Source organism: Chloracidobacterium sp. N, from assembly GCF_018304765.1.
Lineage (GTDB): Bacteria > Acidobacteriota > Blastocatellia > Chloracidobacteriales > Chloracidobacteriaceae > Chloracidobacterium > Chloracidobacterium aggregatum.
Window position 1 is genome coordinate 283,627 of sequence record NZ_CP072643.1, and the last position, 16,444, is coordinate 300,070.

12 protein-coding genes are annotated in these 16,444 nt (G+C 64.9%); 9 read left to right on the forward strand and 3 right to left on the reverse strand.

The window, feature by feature from the left end:
• Window positions 1-70 precede the first annotated feature (70 nt).
• From J8C05_RS12285 to J8C05_RS12325, 9 genes are all read left to right on the forward strand, one after another.
• The gene (locus J8C05_RS12285) at window positions 71-1,225 is read left to right on the forward strand and encodes an XdhC family protein (protein ID WP_211423821.1); all 1,155 of its coding nucleotides are present in this window, start codon (window positions 71-73) and stop codon (window positions 1,223-1,225) included.
• Window positions 1,222-1,848, forward strand: coding sequence for a nucleotidyltransferase family protein (locus J8C05_RS12290; protein WP_211423822.1), 627 nt, complete (start codon window positions 1,222-1,224; stop codon window positions 1,846-1,848). Before J8C05_RS12285 ends, J8C05_RS12290 begins: the two co-directional genes overlap by 4 nt.
• A gap of 22 nt (window positions 1,849-1,870) precedes the next feature.
• Window positions 1,871-3,622 (forward strand): protein kinase domain-containing protein, encoded by a 1,752-nt coding sequence (locus J8C05_RS12295; RefSeq protein ID WP_211423823.1) that lies wholly within the window; start codon window positions 1,871-1,873, stop codon window positions 3,620-3,622.
• Window positions 3,609-4,388, forward strand: a complete 780-nt coding sequence (locus J8C05_RS12300) for an SDR family NAD(P)-dependent oxidoreductase (RefSeq protein ID WP_041569983.1) — start codon at window positions 3,609-3,611, stop codon at window positions 4,386-4,388. The genes J8C05_RS12295 and J8C05_RS12300 overlap by 14 nt, the downstream gene beginning before the upstream one ends.
• On the forward strand, window positions 4,389-5,534 hold the full coding sequence (gene galK, locus J8C05_RS12305; protein ID WP_211423824.1) for a galactokinase: 1,146 nt from the start codon (window positions 4,389-4,391) through the stop codon (window positions 5,532-5,534). It begins immediately after the preceding gene.
• A gap of 126 nt (window positions 5,535-5,660) precedes the next feature.
• Entirely contained in the window at window positions 5,661-6,374 is a 714-nt protein-coding gene (locus J8C05_RS12310; protein WP_211423825.1) for a TolC family protein, read from the forward strand.
• A complete protein-coding gene (locus tag J8C05_RS12315) occupies window positions 6,289-6,945 on the forward strand; it encodes a TolC family protein (RefSeq protein ID WP_211423826.1) in 657 nt (218 codons plus the stop codon). Before J8C05_RS12310 ends, J8C05_RS12315 begins: the two co-directional genes overlap by 86 nt.
• Before the next feature lie 50 nt (window positions 6,946-6,995).
• A complete protein-coding gene (locus J8C05_RS12320) occupies window positions 6,996-8,117 on the forward strand; it encodes an efflux RND transporter periplasmic adaptor subunit (protein WP_211423827.1) in 1,122 nt (373 codons plus the stop codon).
• A 13-nt stretch (window positions 8,118-8,130) separates the two neighbouring features.
• On the forward strand, window positions 8,131-11,226 hold the full coding sequence (locus J8C05_RS12325) for an efflux RND transporter permease subunit (RefSeq protein ID WP_211423828.1): 3,096 nt from the start codon (window positions 8,131-8,133) through the stop codon (window positions 11,224-11,226).
• 44 nt (window positions 11,227-11,270) lie between these two features.
• Here J8C05_RS12325 and J8C05_RS12330 read toward each other — a convergent pair whose 3' ends face one another.
• The 3 genes from J8C05_RS12330 to J8C05_RS12340 form a co-directional block, all read right to left on the reverse strand.
• Window positions 11,271-11,789: a CBS domain-containing protein gene (locus J8C05_RS12330; protein ID WP_211423829.1), complete on the reverse strand. Its 519-nt coding sequence runs from the start codon at window positions 11,787-11,789 to the stop codon at window positions 11,271-11,273.
• A 114-nt stretch (window positions 11,790-11,903) separates the two neighbouring features.
• Window positions 11,904-13,289: a TolC family protein gene (locus tag J8C05_RS12335; protein ID WP_211423830.1), complete on the reverse strand. Its 1,386-nt coding sequence runs from the start codon at window positions 13,287-13,289 to the stop codon at window positions 11,904-11,906.
• Window positions 13,290-13,320: 31 nt separating this feature from the next.
• A complete protein-coding gene (locus tag J8C05_RS12340) occupies window positions 13,321-16,434 on the reverse strand; it encodes an efflux RND transporter permease subunit (RefSeq protein ID WP_211423831.1) in 3,114 nt (1,037 codons plus the stop codon).
• Between the last annotated feature and the right edge of the window lie 10 nt (window positions 16,435-16,444).

Below are 16,444 nucleotides of genomic sequence, written 5' to 3' on the forward strand. Positions count from 1 at the left end.
CACGAACAACCGCCGTTCATTCAGCCAGTGGTGAACAACCTTTTCATCAGCCGTAGCCTTTTATACCACGATGTCTGAACTCGATGTGCTTCTGCTGGCGCTGCGCCGTTTCACCTCCCGGACCCCGTGCCGTCTGGCACTTGCCACCGTGGTGAGCGTTACCGGCTCGTTCTACCGGCGGCCCGGGGCGCGCATGCTCATCGCTGAAACAGGCGAGACGGTTGGCAACATCAGTGGCGGCTGCCTTGAACCGGACCTCATCGAGCGGGCGCAGGCGATTCTGGCCAGCGGCAAAGCGCAACTGGTAAGCTATGACCTGCACGATGTCGCTACGGATACGACGTGGGGGCCGGCGCTGGGTTGTGAAGGTGAAACCCTCATCTACATCGAGCCTTTCCATGCCCACCAGCCCGATCACCCCCTTGACCTGCTGGCGCTGATCCGCACCACGGGCGAAGATGCCGCCCTGGCGCATATTTTCCAGGCCGAAGGCCGATTTGCCGGCCGCGTCGGCTTTCGGCTGCTGCACACGGCCAACACCCCCGAAGCCGACGGTGCACCGGTTGAACAGGCGGACTGGCTCCGACAACTCCACCTCGAACTGCGTACCTGCCTGGCTGAACGCCGCTCACGGCAGATGACCTACACCACCGCGCAGGGCAGTCTCAGAGCCTTTGTCGAATTCCTGCCCGCGCCGCTCCAACTGACCATTCTGGGCGCTGGCGATGATGCACTTCCCTTGGCACAACTCGCCGACCGGCTCGGCTGGTATGTCACTGTGGCCGACTGGCGTCCCGCGCTGGCCACGCCGGAACGCTTCCCCACCGCCCGGCAGGTACTCGTGGTGCCCACGGTCAATGACCTCCCGCTGCGGGCGCAGGATCATGTCGTCGTCATGACCCATCACTACCCCAGCGACAAAGCCATCGTACGCCGTTTGGCCGCCGTCCAACCGCGCTACGTCGGCCTGCTGGGTCCCCGGCGGCGCACCGAACGCATGCTGGCCGAACTGGCGGACGAAGGCTGTCCGGTCGCGCCAGAAATTGTTGAAGCCTGGCACTTTCCGGTTGGTCTCGACCTCGGCGCGGAAACGCCTGTGGAAGTGGCGGTCTCCATCGTGGCTGAAATTCTGGCCGTTGCCAACCGGTGCAATGGCCAGTTCCTCCGCCACCGGCAGGCGCCAATTCACACGCCCCTGCCGGACTCCTCTTCCCTGTTGCCATGAGCGCCGTGCCCGGACGGTTTCCCAGTGCCGCCATCCTGCTGGCCGGTGGCGCGGCGCGGCGGATGGGCGGACACCCCAAGCTTCTGCTGTCCATTGACGGCGAATCCCTCCTGCAACGGGCCATCCGTCTGGCGCGCGCGGTTCAAGCTGCGCCCATCCTCGTTGTGCTTGGCGGCCATGCCGAAAGCTACCGCGCCCACCTCGCCGACGCCGACGGCGCCCCCGATGTCGAACTCATTGACAACCCACAGTGGGCGGAAGGGCTGGGCGCTTCGTTGCGCTGTGGCATCGCAGCACTTCCCCCGAACCGGCCGCCGGAAGCCACCTTCTTCGTCCTCGCCCCGGACCAACCGCTGGTGTCGGTCACACAGCTTCACCGGCTTCAGGACGCTCTCCGCGACCATCCCGAAGCCACGGCGGCCGCCTGCGACTATGCCGGGACGCCCGGCGTGCCGGTACTCTTCCGGTACGTCTGGCGTCACCGGCTGCTTGGAGCACACGGCGACATCGGCGCCCGACGCTACCTGCGGGAATACCGCCACGAGGTGACGACGTTGCCCTTTCCCAAAGGCGCATGCGACATTGACACCGAAGAGGACTACATCGCCTTTCTGCGTCGGTAACGTCTGTTTTGCGTAATGTCACATGTCCCAGCCTGCTGCCAACGTGCCGCCCTTACGCCCCGGTCAGGTCATCGGCGACTACCGCCTCGATGCCCCGCTGCCAGCCGATGTGGGCGATGCCGCCTGGTGCGGACAGGGCCTTTCAGATCAGGCTGTCGTCCGGCTTGACGTGTTCCAGGACACACCGGCGACGAGTCCGTTGACCCGCCTGGCGTTCGAGCTGGCCAAGCTACCCCCGCACCCCAACCTGCTTCCGGTGCTGGATGTCGTGACCATGGACGCGCTGATGTTCGTCGTCAGCCCCTACCTGCCCGTGTCGCTGGCCGAACGTCCACGTCCGCTCACGCCGGAAGAAGCTGTCCACACCATCCGGCAGCTTCTGGCGGCGCTTCAGGTGTTGCACGAACACGGGCAGGTACACGGACGACTTGCCCCGGATTACGTGGCGCTCGATGGCGAACAGGTGCGCCTGCGGGGCTACGGCTTCAGCCATGTCCGCCCGCGTCCGGCAGACAACCTGCCGTACGTCTCTCCCCATGCGCTCGACGCGCTGCCGACGCCCCAGGACGACATCTGGGCGGCTGGCATACTGCTGTTCGAGCTGCTGAGCGGAGACTTGCCGTTTCCGCACCAGAACCGCGCCGACCTGCTGCTGGCCATTCGGACGCTCTATCCCGACCCGCTTCCACACAGCCTTCCGGCGCGGCTGCGGCATATCGTCGCCCATGCGCTCGAACGCGACCGCCGCCGGCAGTACGCCACCGCGCAGCAGATGGCCGAAGAACTGGCCGCCTGCGCCGAAGAGCTGTCCCGGGAAACCACGGCGCGCACGTCGTCACCGTCCCTCCGTCCGTTTGCGATGGCAGCCACCGCCGCCCCGCCCGGACGCCACACGGGCCGCCTGGCGCTACTGGTTATCGGACTCATCAGTTTTCTGATGCTGGCCGGCATCTGGCTGACGATTCGGTATTTTGAAGGCAAAGACATGTGGCGAATGCTGCCGAACGAGACGATTGTGGCCCCGGCAGGCGGCGAATTTGCGACGATTTCAGAAGCCATCCGGTCAGCCCGGACAGGTACGCGCATCCTCATTCGTCCCGGCGTGTACCGCGAAACCGTCGTCCTGACGAAAAACATCGAACTCGTCGCCGATGGTCCGGCTGGCAGCGTCATTATTGCTTCACATGATGCGCCCTGCCTGCGCCAGAGCCTTGGCTCACAAGTCGTACGCGGGTTGACCATGCGGAGCCAGAACGCCCCGGCCGTTCAACTCGACGGGGGCGCACTCACCATCGAGGACAGTCAGATGACGGCTGTGGCGGGCGAGGGTGTTGCCGTGAAAGGGATGGAGACGCGGCTTGTTTTGCGCCGCAGCCGCCTGCACGACGGTCCGGGCCATGGTCTTGCCGCCACCGATGGCGCCCGGCTGGAACTCGTTGAATGTGACATTATCGGACACGGCGGAGATGGCATCCGGCTTACCGGGCAGGCCCAGCTCCGGGCCTATGACAGCCGCATTGCAGACAACCGGCAGGCGGGCGTCCGGGCGCTGGAGCGCGCTGCCGCCCGGCTCGAACGGTGCACGCTGGAGCGTAACGGCAAGGCAACGGACGGCAATGTGACCCTGGGGCAATTACCGGGAGCGCAGGCTTCCAAGCCGGCATTGAAAGAGGGACTTCCAGCCCGCAGGCAGCATTGCGCTTCACACGTGTTCCCGGCAAACTGGCGACATTCCACTCCACACACAGGTTTGGTGCACCATGGCCCTGAATGACATCTCACTTGCCGGCAAGGTTGCCATCGTCACCGGCGGCGGCCGCGGTATCGGTAAATCCATCACGAAGCATTTTGTCGCGGCTGGCGCCAATGTCGTCATTGCCAGCCGCAAGCTGGAAGTGCTTCAGGCGACAGCCGCCGAGCTGTCCGACATGCCCGGACGCATCCACTGCGTCGGCTGCCATGTCGGACGCAAGGAAGACATCGAAAACCTCGTGGCCGAAACAGAAAGGGTTTTCGGCCCGGTGGATATTCTCGTCAACAACAGCGTGACGAACATTGGCCAAGGGCCGTCGCTCGATGTGACCGACGAAATGCTCGACAAAATGGTGGATGTCAACGTGAAGTCTGTGCTGCGGCTCATCCGGCTGACCGTGCCCAAGATGATCGAGCGCGGCACCGGCGGCTCCATCATCAACGTCGTGTCCATTTCCGGCATTCAGCCGCAGTATCAGGGACTGCTGTACAGCTTCACCAAAGCCGGACTTATCATGATGACGCGCAACTGGGCGCAGGAATTCAGCCCCCACGGCGTTCGGGTCAACGCGCTGGCACCGGGTCTTGTTCGCACCGACTTCAGCGAGTTCTATTGGAAGAACGAAGACCTGATGCGCCGCCTCAAAGCCACCCAGCCCATTCCACGCATTGGCGAACCGGATGACATCGGCTTTGCCGCGCTGTTTCTGGCCTCCGACAAGGCATCCTACATGACCGGCCAGGTGTTAACCGTGGACGGTGGGGCGCTCATCCAGCGGGTACTGTGAATGGCAACCCCGGCGGAAACCTTCCGGCAGCAGTTTGGCGTCGGCGGCCGGTGTTTTTCAGCTCCCGGACGGGTCAACCTCATCGGCGAACACGTGGATTACAACGCGGGCATCGTACTGCCGATGGCAATCGGGTTGCGCCTGTGGGTCTGGGCCAGTCCCCGTTCTGACCGGCAACTGCACGTCATCGCCCACGACCTGGGGGAAACAGACGTTCTTGACCTTGATGCCCCCGGCCGGCGTACCAGCACGTGGCGCGATTACCTTGCCGGAACGGCCTTTCACCTCGAAGCTGCCGGTTTTCGCCTGACCGGCGCGAACCTGCTCATCACAAGCGACATCCCGACCGGGGTGGGACTGTCTTCCTCGGCCGCGTTGGAAGTCGCCGTCGGCTTTGCCCTGCTCACTCTGGCCGGACACACAGTTGACCGTCTGGCACTCGCCCGCGCCGGACAGGCGGCCGAGCACGATTTCGTCGGAACGCGCTGCGGATTGATGGATCAGTTCGTGGTGGCGCACGGGCGCGCCGGGCATGCCGTCTGGCTGGACTGCCGTTCGCTGGCTTTTGACTTCATTCCGCTCGACACGAACCAGTGCGCCGTGGTGGTGGCCGACAGCGGCGTGAAGCACCAGTTGGCGGCTTCGGAATACAACACACGCCGGCAGGAATGCGAAGCTGCACTCAGTGTTCTCCAGCGCCTGTTTCCCGACCGGACAACATTGCGGGATGTCACCGAAGCCGAACTGGCGCAGGCGGCCGGGATGCTTTCGGATTCACTCTTGCAACGGGTGCGGCATGTCGTGACCGAGATCGGCCGGGTCACGGCATTTGCCCAGGCGCTGCGCGCCAGCGACTGGACCCAGGCCGGGGCGTTGCTGACGGCTTCCCACCGGTCACTTTCGGAAGACTATGCCGTGAGTTGCCCGGAACTCGATGCGCTGGTGGCGGCCGCCCGGCAGGTTCCCGGCTGTTACGGTGCGCGGCTGACCGGCGGCGGGTTTGGTGGCTGTACGGTCAACCTCGTCGCGCCGGAAGCCCTGGATGCCTTTTTGCGTGAAGTCCCACGGGCCTATGCCCAACACACCGGCGGCACGGCCCGGATGTGGGTCGTCCAACCGGCCGCTGGCGTCGGCGAAATGGACTGACCGGACAGCCTTGGTCGGGAAAAGACAGGCTGTTTGTTTAGCCACGTCAATTGTTCGTCTTCCACGATAACTTACCTCATCCTGCGGGGACACCAACCCACACCCTTCTGGAGTACAAAGCTGTCCATGCTTGGTGTTCGGATGCACGTATGGTGTGTCACCGTTCTGGCCCTGCTGTGGCTGACCGTTGGCGCTTCGGCCCAGACGCCCAACCCGATGGCGATCACCGTCGAACAGGCCGTCGCCGAAGCCCTGCAACGCAACCTCAGCATTCTGGCTGAACGCTACGAAATTCCACGGGCGGAAGCTGAAGTCATCGCGGCCCGGCTGCGTCCCAATCCGGTGCTGAGCCTGGGCGGGGACCACCTCGACGTTCTCGGCACGGGTTACGACAACACCAACAATGCCGGTCCGCCCGAATATGCCGCGCGCGTGGACTGGCCGCTGGAACGGCCGAGCAAGCGCCGCGCCCGGATCGCCGTCGCCGAGCAGGCCCGCGCGGCAGCCGAACTTCGCCTCCAGGACGCGCTGCGCCAGCTTGCGCTCGAAGTCCAGCAGGCGTTTGTCGAACTTCAGGCCGCCAAAGAAAGCCTGCAACTGGCGCGCGCCAACCAGCAGACCTTTGAAGAACTCGTCGCCATCAATGCCGCCCGGGTGCGGGCCGGCGATCTGGCCCCGATTGAACTGGTACGGACGCGCGTTTCCGCCATCCAGCTCAACCAGGCGGTCATTCAGGCGGAAACCCCGCTGGCGCGTGGCGCAAAACCGGCTTCAGGCCCTGATGGGGCGGGCCGAGGCGCTGGATACCTTCGAGGCCGTCGGGGACATGCGCCGGGATGACCTTCCGCCGGGGCTTTCCCCGCTGCTGTCCCGCGCGCTTGATCTGCGTCCCGACCTGCGTGCGCTGCGCGCCGAGCAGGCGCGGACGCTGGCCGATCTCAAACTCCAGATTGCCCAGGGCAAAATCGAGTACACCGTCGGCGTGGAATACCGCCGCCAGCAGGGTCTGGCCGGAACGGGCAACTCGCTGGGACTGTTCCTGTCCCTGCCGCTGACCATCTATGACCGCAATCAGGGCGGGATTGCCCGGGCGCAGGCCGAAATCCGCCAGTCCGAACTGCGCATTGCGGCCCTCGAACGGGAAATTCGCGCCCAACTTGAAGCCACGTATGCCCAGTGCCGGGCCGCCAACACCGTCCTGCTGAGCTTCGAGAGCGGCCTGCTCGAACAGGCCCGCGATGTTCTCAACGTGACCGAATACGCCTACCGCCGGGGTGAAGCCAGTTTCGTTGAATTTCTGGACGCCCAGCGGACCTACAACGAAACGATGCAGGGCTACATTGATGCCCGCGCCGAATATGCGCGGCTGCGTTTTACGCTGGACAACCTGACCGCTCAGGGAACGCCATGAGAGATGTCTTGAAAACCCACGCCGGTCGACTGGCCTTAGCCGGCTTTGTCATGAGTCTGGCCATCGGGTGCCAGAAACCGACGGAAGCGCCGGTCAATCCGGCCCGGAAAGACGACTGGAAACAGGAAATCCGGGTCGAACCCGTGACCGTCGAACGTGTGCCGCGCGATGAAGTCGTCGCGCCCGGCAAGGTCGAACTCGATCCCAACCGCATTGCGCGCATCATGCTGCCACTGCCCGGACGCATTACGGAAGTGCGTGTCCGGGTAGGCGATGCTGTCCGGGCCGGCCAACCGCTGGTGACGCTGGAAAGCCCGGACGTGGCAGAAGCCATCGGGGCGCTGCGGCAGGCCGAAGCCAACCTCGTACAGGCCCGGGCTGGTCTGGCGCAGGCCGAAGCGGCGCTGGCCAAAGCCGAGCAGGATGCCGAACGCGCCAAAGACCTCTACGAACACCGGGCCATTGCCCAGAAGGAAGTTCTGGCGGCGGACAACGTTGTGGTGCAGTCCCGCGCAGCGGTTGAGCAGGCCCGCGCCGTCGTGGCGCAGGCCGAAGCCGGCCGGGAACAGGTGCGCCGGCGGCTCGAAACCCTTGGGCTGGATGACAGCGGACGCGAACAGCGCATTACCGTCCGCGCCCCGCTCAACGGCAAGGTCCTTGAACTCGCCGTGGTTCCCGGCGAGTACCGCACCGATACGTCCGTGTCGCTGATGACCGTCGCGGACCTGAGCCGGCTGGTCGTCACGGCCAACGTCCCGGAAGCCAACCTCTACCTTGTGGAGGTGGGTGAAAACGTCGAAGTCGAACTGACGGCTTTTCCCAACGAACGTTTCACCGGGCGGGTCATCCGCATTGCCGACACGATTGATCCGCAGACCCGGACGGCGCGGGTCATTGTGGAACTCACTTCCGGCGTACAGCGGCTGCGCCCGGACATGTTCGCCCGTCTCCGCCTCTCTGACGCCCCGACGCCGCTGCCGGTGATTCCGAAAGCGGCGGTTGTTGAACGGGAAGGCGTCACCGGGGTCTTTGTTGAACGGGAAGCGGGCAGGTTTGACTGGCGTCCCGTGCGGGTGGGCGTGGCGCTTGGCGAGCGGGTCGCCGTGCTCGAAGGTCTCCGGCCGGAAGAACGGGTGGTGGTCGGGGGAACGATGCTGCTGTACCGCAATTGAAGCGAGGGCAACCATGATTGAACTTCCAAATCTGGCGCTGCGCTACCGCGCCGCTGTCCTGGCCGCAGCCCTGCTGCTCATCGGCGCCGGCGTCTGGGCGTTTCAGAACCTCAAGGTCGAGGCATACCCGGACATTTCCGATACGGGTGTCGTCGTCATCACCCAGTTTCCCGGCAATGCCGCTGAAGAAGTCGAGCAGCAGGTCACCATTCCCATCGAACGCGCCCTGAACAACACGCCCAAGGTCATCGGCCGCCGTTCCCGGACGATCTTCGGGTTGTCCGTCGTCGAGCTGACCTTTGACGACGGCGTGGATGATTACTTCGCCCGGCAGCTTGTGCTCGAACGGCTGCGGGAGGCCGAACTGCCGGAAGGCGTACAGCCGGGACTGGGGCCGCTGACGTCGGGCATTGGCGAAATGTACCGCTACCGGCTTGACGGCGACGGCATCCCGGAAATGAAGCTGCGCGAGCTTCAGGACTGGGTGGTGCTGCCGCGCCTGCTCCAGGTGCCGGGCGTGGCGGATGTGGCCACCTTTGGCGGGCTGGTCAAGACCTACCGCGTGGAACTCGACCCGCTGAAGCTGGAAAAATTCGCCCTCACGGCCAGGCAGGTGGCCGACGCCATCAGCGCCAACAACCGCAATGCCGGCGGTGGCATCGTGGACAATCAGCAGCAGAGCCTGGTCGTGCGCGGCGTCGGGCTGGTTCGCTCCCGGCAGGACATCGAACGCATCGTCATCGGGGCCTTTGACGGCGTTCCCCTGTTTGTCCGCGATGTGGCCCAGGTGAGCGTGGCCCCGGCACTGCAAACCGGCATTTTTGGCTACGACGACGTATCCGGCGGCGTCGAGGGCATTGTGCTGTTGCGCCGGTGGGAAAATCCAAGCGACACACTGGCCGCGCTCAAGGAAGCCACTGCCGAACTCAACACCCAGCTTGCCCCGCAGGGTGTCCGCCTCGTGACCGTCTATGACCGGGGGGAACTGGTTTCCAACACCCTGCGCACCGTCTCGCGGACACTCATCGAAGGGCTTATCGTCGTTACGCTCGTGCTGTTTTTCTTCCTGGGCGACGTGCGGGCGGCGCTGCTGACGGCTATCACCATCCCGCTGTCGCTGCTGTTTGCCTTTGTCTGTCTGAAGCTGGCCGGCATTCCTGCCAATCTGTTGAGTCTGGGGGCGCTCGATTTCGGCATCATCGTGGACGGCACGCTGGTCATGGTGGAGCACATCGTGCACCGGCTGGCGGATGACCGGCATTCCCGGCGAAGTGTGTTTGAAACCGTCCGGCGGGCGGCACTCGACATCGAGCGGCCGGTGTTTTTCTCCATGGTCATTCTGATTTCCGCCTACCTGCCGCTGTTCACCATGGAGCGGGTCGAGTACCGGTTGTTTGGCCCTATGGCGTTTACCGTGTGCAGTGCGCTGCTTGGGTCACTCGTGCTGTCCCTGACGCTGACGCCGGTGCTGGCCAGCTACTGGCTGACGCGCAGTGTGCGGACGTGGGAAAACCCGGTTGTCCGGTGGCTGCGGCAGGGCTATGCCGCCGCGCTGGAAGTCACCCTGGCGCGCCCCTGGCTCACCGTGGGGGCTGCCGGCGCCATCGTGCTGGTTGGACTTGGCATCGGGCTGCGCCTTGGGACGGAGTTCCTGCCGCAGCTTGATGAAGGCGTCATCTGGATTCGCGCCAACCTGCCGCCCGGCATTTCCCTGACGGAATCGGCCCGCACGGCCAATCGCATCCGCGCGCTGATTCGGGAATTTCCAGAGGTTTCCGGCGTCATCTCCCAGAGCGGACGCAATGACGACGGCACCGACCCGTTCGGCCCCAACCGCAACGAGCTGCTGGTCAACCTGCACCCTTACGAAAGCTGGACGACCGGACGCACCAAGGCCCAACTCGTGGCGGAAATGTCGCGTCGGCTGGAAGCCGGCATTCCCGGAGCGACCTTCAACTTCACCCAGCCCATCATTGACACCTCGACCGAAATGGCCACCGGATCGAGTGCCGACCTGGCCATTATTCTGCGCGGCCCCGATCTGAAGCAGTTGCGGGAGCTGGCCAAACAGACCCTGACCATTGTCCGGCAGATTCCGGGCGCGGCTGACAGCTCCATTGAACAGGAAGCCGACCAGCCGCAACTGCGGCTGCGCGTCAACCGGGAAGAAGTGGCGCGCTATGGGATCAACGTGGCTGACGTACAGGACCTCATCGAGCTGGCCATCGGCGGCCGTCCGGTGGGCGTGGTGTTTGAGGGCGAGCGGCGGTTTGACATCGTCGTCCGCTACACGCCGGAAGCCCGCGCCAGTGCGGCCACGATTGGCAAGCTTCTGGTGCCGACGGCCGATGGCGGGCGCATTCCCCTGTCGCAGCTTGCTGAAATTGCCGTTGTGGAAGGGGCCAGCATCATTGCCCGGCGTGAAAACCAGCGCCAGGTGACGGTGCGCACCAACATCCGGGGACGCGACCAGGGCGGCTTTGTCCGCGAAGCCCAGCAGGCTGTAGCCGCCCAGGTCAACCTGCCTGAAGGCTACGCCGTCGAGTGGGGCGGACAGTTCGAGAACCTCACCCGCGCGCGGGCGCGGCTGACCATCGTGCTGCCGGTGACGCTGGCCATCATTTTCGGGCTGCTGTTTCTGACGTTCGGCCGGGCGCGGGATGCCTGCATCGTGCTCGCCAGCGTTCCCTTTGCGCTCGTCGGCGGGCTGGTGGCCCTGTGGCTGCGCAATATCAACCTGAGCGTTTCGGCCGCCGTTGGTTTCATTTCCCTGTTTGGCGTCGCGGTGATGAGCGGCGTGCTCATCGTGTCGGAAATCAACCGCCTGCGTGAAGTTGAGGGGCTGTCCGTACGGGACGCCATTTTCACCGGCGCCTGTCAGCAGATGCGGCCGGTGCTGATGATGCTCATCGTGGCGCTGCTGGGGATGATTCCGGCAGCGCGCGCCGTCGGAATCGGCTCGGATGTCCAGCGTCCGCTGGCGACCGTCGTCGTGGGCGGTCTCTTTTCGGCCCTGATTCTGACGCTGCTGGCCCTGCCCAGCCTGTATGCCGTTCTCGTCGCCGAGGAGAAGCCGCCACTTCCCGAAACCACAGTGCCGCCCGCCTGATGTCCGGCAAGCGCCGCTGGAGCGGCAACCCGCCGTCTTGCCGCCTAGGCCTTGGGCAGAGCGTGCTGGCAGAGGTACTTGAAAATGCCCTTCGAGGAGAGGAAACCGATGGGCTTGTCCTCGTCGTCCACAATCGGCACGTGGCGGTACTTGTGCATCGCCATGAGATTGAGCGTCTTGGCCAGGGTATCGCCATGCCGCACAACGCCGGGGTTGGGCGTCATGATGGTATCCACCGGCGTGGCGTCCAGCTCGGTGATGCGATTGGCGACCTTGTAGAGCATGTCGCGCTCGGTCACGATGCCGACCAGCTTCCCGCCACGGACGATCATCGCGCAGCCAAACCGCTTTTCCTGCATGGCGCGCAGGGTGGCCCCAATCGAAGTGCCCACCTCAACTGTGATGGCCGGATAGGGAAAGAGGCGGTCAATGGTGTCTTCGGCCAGGGGCTGCTGAATCGGAAGCCCCGGCTCATCCATCTCCACGGCGGTGAGGTCAGAACCACAGGCCTCACAGGTTTCTGCACCAGGCAGGTTTTCAAAGCCACAAGCCGGACACTTCATGACGGCCTTTCCTCCACGGCAGGAATGGCACGCACCGAACAGACCAGGTTGGCAACGTGCAGGAGACAGCAGACTAACACGGCGCACGGTGTGGCGTCACCCTCTGAAATGGCCTCACCACTGAAACTGCTCAATCGTGCCCAGGGCCAAAGCCCAGTTGACGCGCGTCATGACGTGCTGTGCCAGCGCCTGAATCCGTGCCGTGCGGGCCTGACTGAGCGCCGACTGCGCCCGGATGACCTCCAGGTTGTCGGCCACACCGGCGGCAAAGCGTTCTTCGGCAAGTTCGACTTCACGCTGCGCCAGTGTCACAGCCTGCTCGGCTGCGGCAACCTGCTCCGCTGCGGCCGACAGCAGGACCACGGCCAGCCGTACCTCCTGCTCGACCTGCCGCTGGACATCGGCAACCTCCAACTCACGCTGGCGGGCCCGGCTCTTTTCGGCCACCAGCCGGCCAAACGAAGCGCCGCCGTTGAACACCGGAACGTTGACCCGCACCCCGAACGTGCGCGTCGGCAGGGCAAAGCGGTTTGGGCGCACGCCGTTCAGGCCATAGTCAGCGAAAACTTCAACCGAGGGGAGATGTTCGGCCGCCACGGCCGCCTGTTCCCGGCTGGCCGCTTCGTACTGAAGCCGGGCCAGGACGACTTCAAGCCGCTGCTGCAGCGCGGCCGACTGTGCGGCGGCCACGTCCGGCGTGGATACGGGGACGAACCGCAGCTCGCCGGTCAGGGTCAGTTCGGCGTCGGCCGGTACGGCCATGAGCCGCCGCAACCGCGCCTGGGACTGCTCCAGCTCAACCTGCGCCTGCGCCCGGCGGGCGTCTTCCTCAGCCAGGCGGACGCCGGCCCGAACGACATCGAGCTGGGTGGCCAGTCCGGCCGCGCGCTGTTCCTGCGCCAGATGCACCAGGGCGCGCGCCGTCACGATTTCACGCTCGGCGGCGCTGACCAGCGATTGTGCGCGCAGCACATCCAGATAGGCCAGCAGGACTTCGCCGGTGATCTGTTGCCGCACGAGCTGCGCTTCCACTTCAGCGGCCTGGCGGGCCGTCTGCGTGGCGCGATGGCGCTGCACGGCCGACCAGTCAAACAACTGCTGCGTAAGCTGCAAGCGGGCGTCAAACGTGTCAAAGACGATGATGGAACTGATGCCCGGCAGGAAACCGCCCAATCCCTGTGCGGCCAGGTTGATGGCGGAATTGGCGCGTGTCACCACGCCACTGAGGTTGGGCAGCAGCGCCGCACGGGCTTCGAGGGCGCGTCCCCTGGCTTCCTCCCGGCGCTCGGCGGCAAGGCGCACCGAAGTTTCGCCGGCCAGCGCCATTTCCACGGCGCGCGCCGGGGACAGTGGACGTGGGGCGTGACCGCCAGCCGGCGGATACACGACGCCCGGCACCGGCAGACGGCGTACCGGCGGCAGGTGCTGCGCCGGGGCGCTGTTGCCGGACAGGGCCACCCCAATGATGACAGGCAGCCAGACGTGTCGGGACAGGAACATGGCCGTTTCTTGCCTCCACATGTTTACCTCCTCAGTCGTGGGCAGCCGATTTCACGGACGGCTCACTGCCCAGGCTTCGGCGTGGCCGGAACCAGCGGCGGCGGGCGAGCCAGGCCGCCAGATCGTCAAACAGGGCATAGAAGGCCGGCACGGCCAGCAGCGTCAGCAGCAGACACAGCGATTGGCCGCCAATGACGAGAACGGAAATCGAACGGTTGCTGCTTGCGCCGGGCCCACGTGAAAGCGCCAGCGGGAACATGCCGGCGACAAAGGCCAGCGTGGTCATCAGGATGGGGCGCAGCCGGTCACAGTTCGCCTGAATGATGGCCGCATCGCGCGCCCAGCCGGCCCGCCGCAGGCCGTTCATGTGGTCAATCTGCAGGATGGCGTTCTTTTTGACGACGGCAAACAGCACGAGGACCCCCAGCCCGACAAAGAGATTGACGTTCTGCCCAACAGCCAGCAGGGAGACGAGGCCAAACGGGAGCGCCAGCGGGAGCGTCAGCAGAATGGTCACGGGATGGATGAACGACTCGAACTGGGCGGCCAGAACGACATACATCAGGACGAAAGTCAGCCCGAAAGCGATGGCAAAGTAGTAGGCGGATTCCGCCATGTCTTTGGCATCCCCGGCAAAGACCCGCTCGTAGCCGGAGGCAAGTTCCAACGCCTGGAAGGCGGCATCAATCTGTTCGGTGGCCGCCGAAAGTGAATACCCCGCGGCGACATTCGCCAGAACGGTGACATAGCGCTGGCGGTTGAGGCGCTCGATGGCCACCGGCCCCGTCCCTTCGACAAGGCGCACCAGGCCGGACAGTGGCACGGGCGCACCCTTGGCCGTCGGCACGGCAATTGCCCCCAGACGTTCCGGCAGGCTGCGAAAGGCATCCGTTGCGCGCAGCCGGATGCGCGGCCGGTCAGCGGCCGCTCCGGCGTCGGCCGCCAGCGTACCGGCTTCCACCCCGGCCACCAGCAGGTTGAGCGTGGTGGCCACGTCTTCGACGGCGACGCCGAGATCAGCCGCCCGCGCCCGGTCAACAACCAGGCGCAGTTCCGGCGCGCCCAGCACGAGCGTCGAGTTGACATCCACCACCCCCGGCATCCGGCGCATGGCTTCCATGAGACGTTCGGCGTACAGCGCCAGCGGCTCCAGTTCGGGGCCGCGCAACACATACTGGATCGTCGCGTTTTCATAGCCCCCGCCGGCAAAGGGCGTAATCGGCTGCACACTGGTACGCACCTGTGCGGCATAGGGCCGCAGACGTTCGCGTGCCTGTCCGATGAGTTCCACCTGCGAGGCGGTGCGTTCCGCCAGAGGTCTCAGCTTGACGTAGATGTAGCCACGGGAAGCCACGGGTGGATCGCCGCTTCCGGCGGTCGTCAGGGTGTGGGCGACGCCGGGCAGGGTACGCAGATCGGCCGCGATGCGCTCAACCAGCAGGCTCATGGCAGCGAGGGACGTTCCTTCCGGGGCGCGGAGCGTCACCTCGAACTCCGATTCGTCATCCTGGGGGATGAAGTCCTTGCCGATGACGATAAACAGCGGAACAACGGAAGCCGCCACCCCCAGGCACGTCAGGGCCACCCATCCGCGCCGACGAACTGACCAGGCCACCAGCGGCCCGTAATAGCGTGCCGTCCAACCGGCGGCAGCGGGCCGGTCCCGGTGCGAAACCGCCATGCGGGCGCACAGCATGGGCGTCAGCGTGAAGGAAACGAACATGGAAATGGCGACGGCGGCCGCGGCCGTGATGCCAAACGGCGCGAGGAAGCGTCCGACGATGCCGCCCATAAAGGCCGTCGGCAGGAAGACGGCCAGCAGCGACAGGGTTGTGGCCAACACGGCCAGTCCGATTTCCCGCGTCGCCGCGACTGCGGCTTCAAACGGCGGCAGGCCTTTTTCGCGGATGAACCGCTCGATGTTTTCGAGCACGATGATGGCATCGTCAATGACAACGCCCACCATGAGCGTCAGCGCCAGCAGGGTGATGGTGTCCAGCGTGTAGCCAAACGTGGCCATGACGCCAAACGCGCCAATGATGGACGTTGGGATGGCAAGGGCGGCAATGAGGGTCAGCCCCAGGCGCCGGAGAAACACCAGCACCACAAGACATGCCAACAGGCTCCCTTCAAGCAGGTGGGTTTTGACATCGTTGACAGCGGCTTCGATGAAGATGGACTTGTCGCCGACTTCGGTCACGGTGACTTCCGGGGGCAGACTGGCACGGATTTCGGTCAGCCTGGCCTTGACGGCGGCAGCCAGCGCCACAGCATTGCCACCGGCCCGTTTGGAGACCTGCACGATGACGGCCGAACGTCCGTCCAGCGCCGTGATGGTACGGGGCAGCGGCGTGGTTTCCTCGACGTGGGCGACCTCCTCCAGGCAGACGGGATAGGTCTGGCGGTAGGCCAGCGGCAACCGGCGCAGGGTGGCCGCATCCGGGACTTTGCCTGGGGCGCGCAGGGCCGTTTCGCGCGCGCCCTGCTCCAGCGTCCCGGCCGGGGCGTCACGGTTCTGGCGTTCGATGGCGGCAACGGCGTCGAGTGGCGTCAGGTCGTAAGCGCGCAGACGCAGCGGATCAAGTGTGACACGCACTTCGGGCTGCACCCCACCGAGCAGCGCCACCCGCCCGACGCCATCGAGGGTTTCCAGTTGTTCCTTGATCTGGCGTCGTGCTAGACGTGTCGTTTCAACCAGCGGATAGGGAGCGGACACGGCCAGCCGGATGACCGGCGAGGCATTGGTTTCAAATTTCTGAACCGTAGGCGGTTCAATGGTTTTGGGCAGTTCGGGGATGACAAGGTTGACCTTGTCGCGGACTTCCTGGGCCGCCACGTCGAAGTCCTTGTTGAGTGAAAACTGGATATTGACCTGCGAGATGCCTTCAACTGAAGTGGAGCGGATTTCTTTGACGCCGCTGATGGCATTGACGGCCGACTCGACTTTTTCCGTGATGTCGCGCTCGATTTCGACGGCCGGTGCGCCGGGATTGGTGACGACGACGGTGACAACCGGAAAATCAACATTGGGAAATCTGTCCACGCCAAGTGCTCCGTAGCCAACCAGCCCAAAGACGGCAATGGCCACGATGAGCATGGTTGTGAAAACCGGACGCCGGATACAGACTTCAGCCAGCCACTGCATAGCCTTGTAC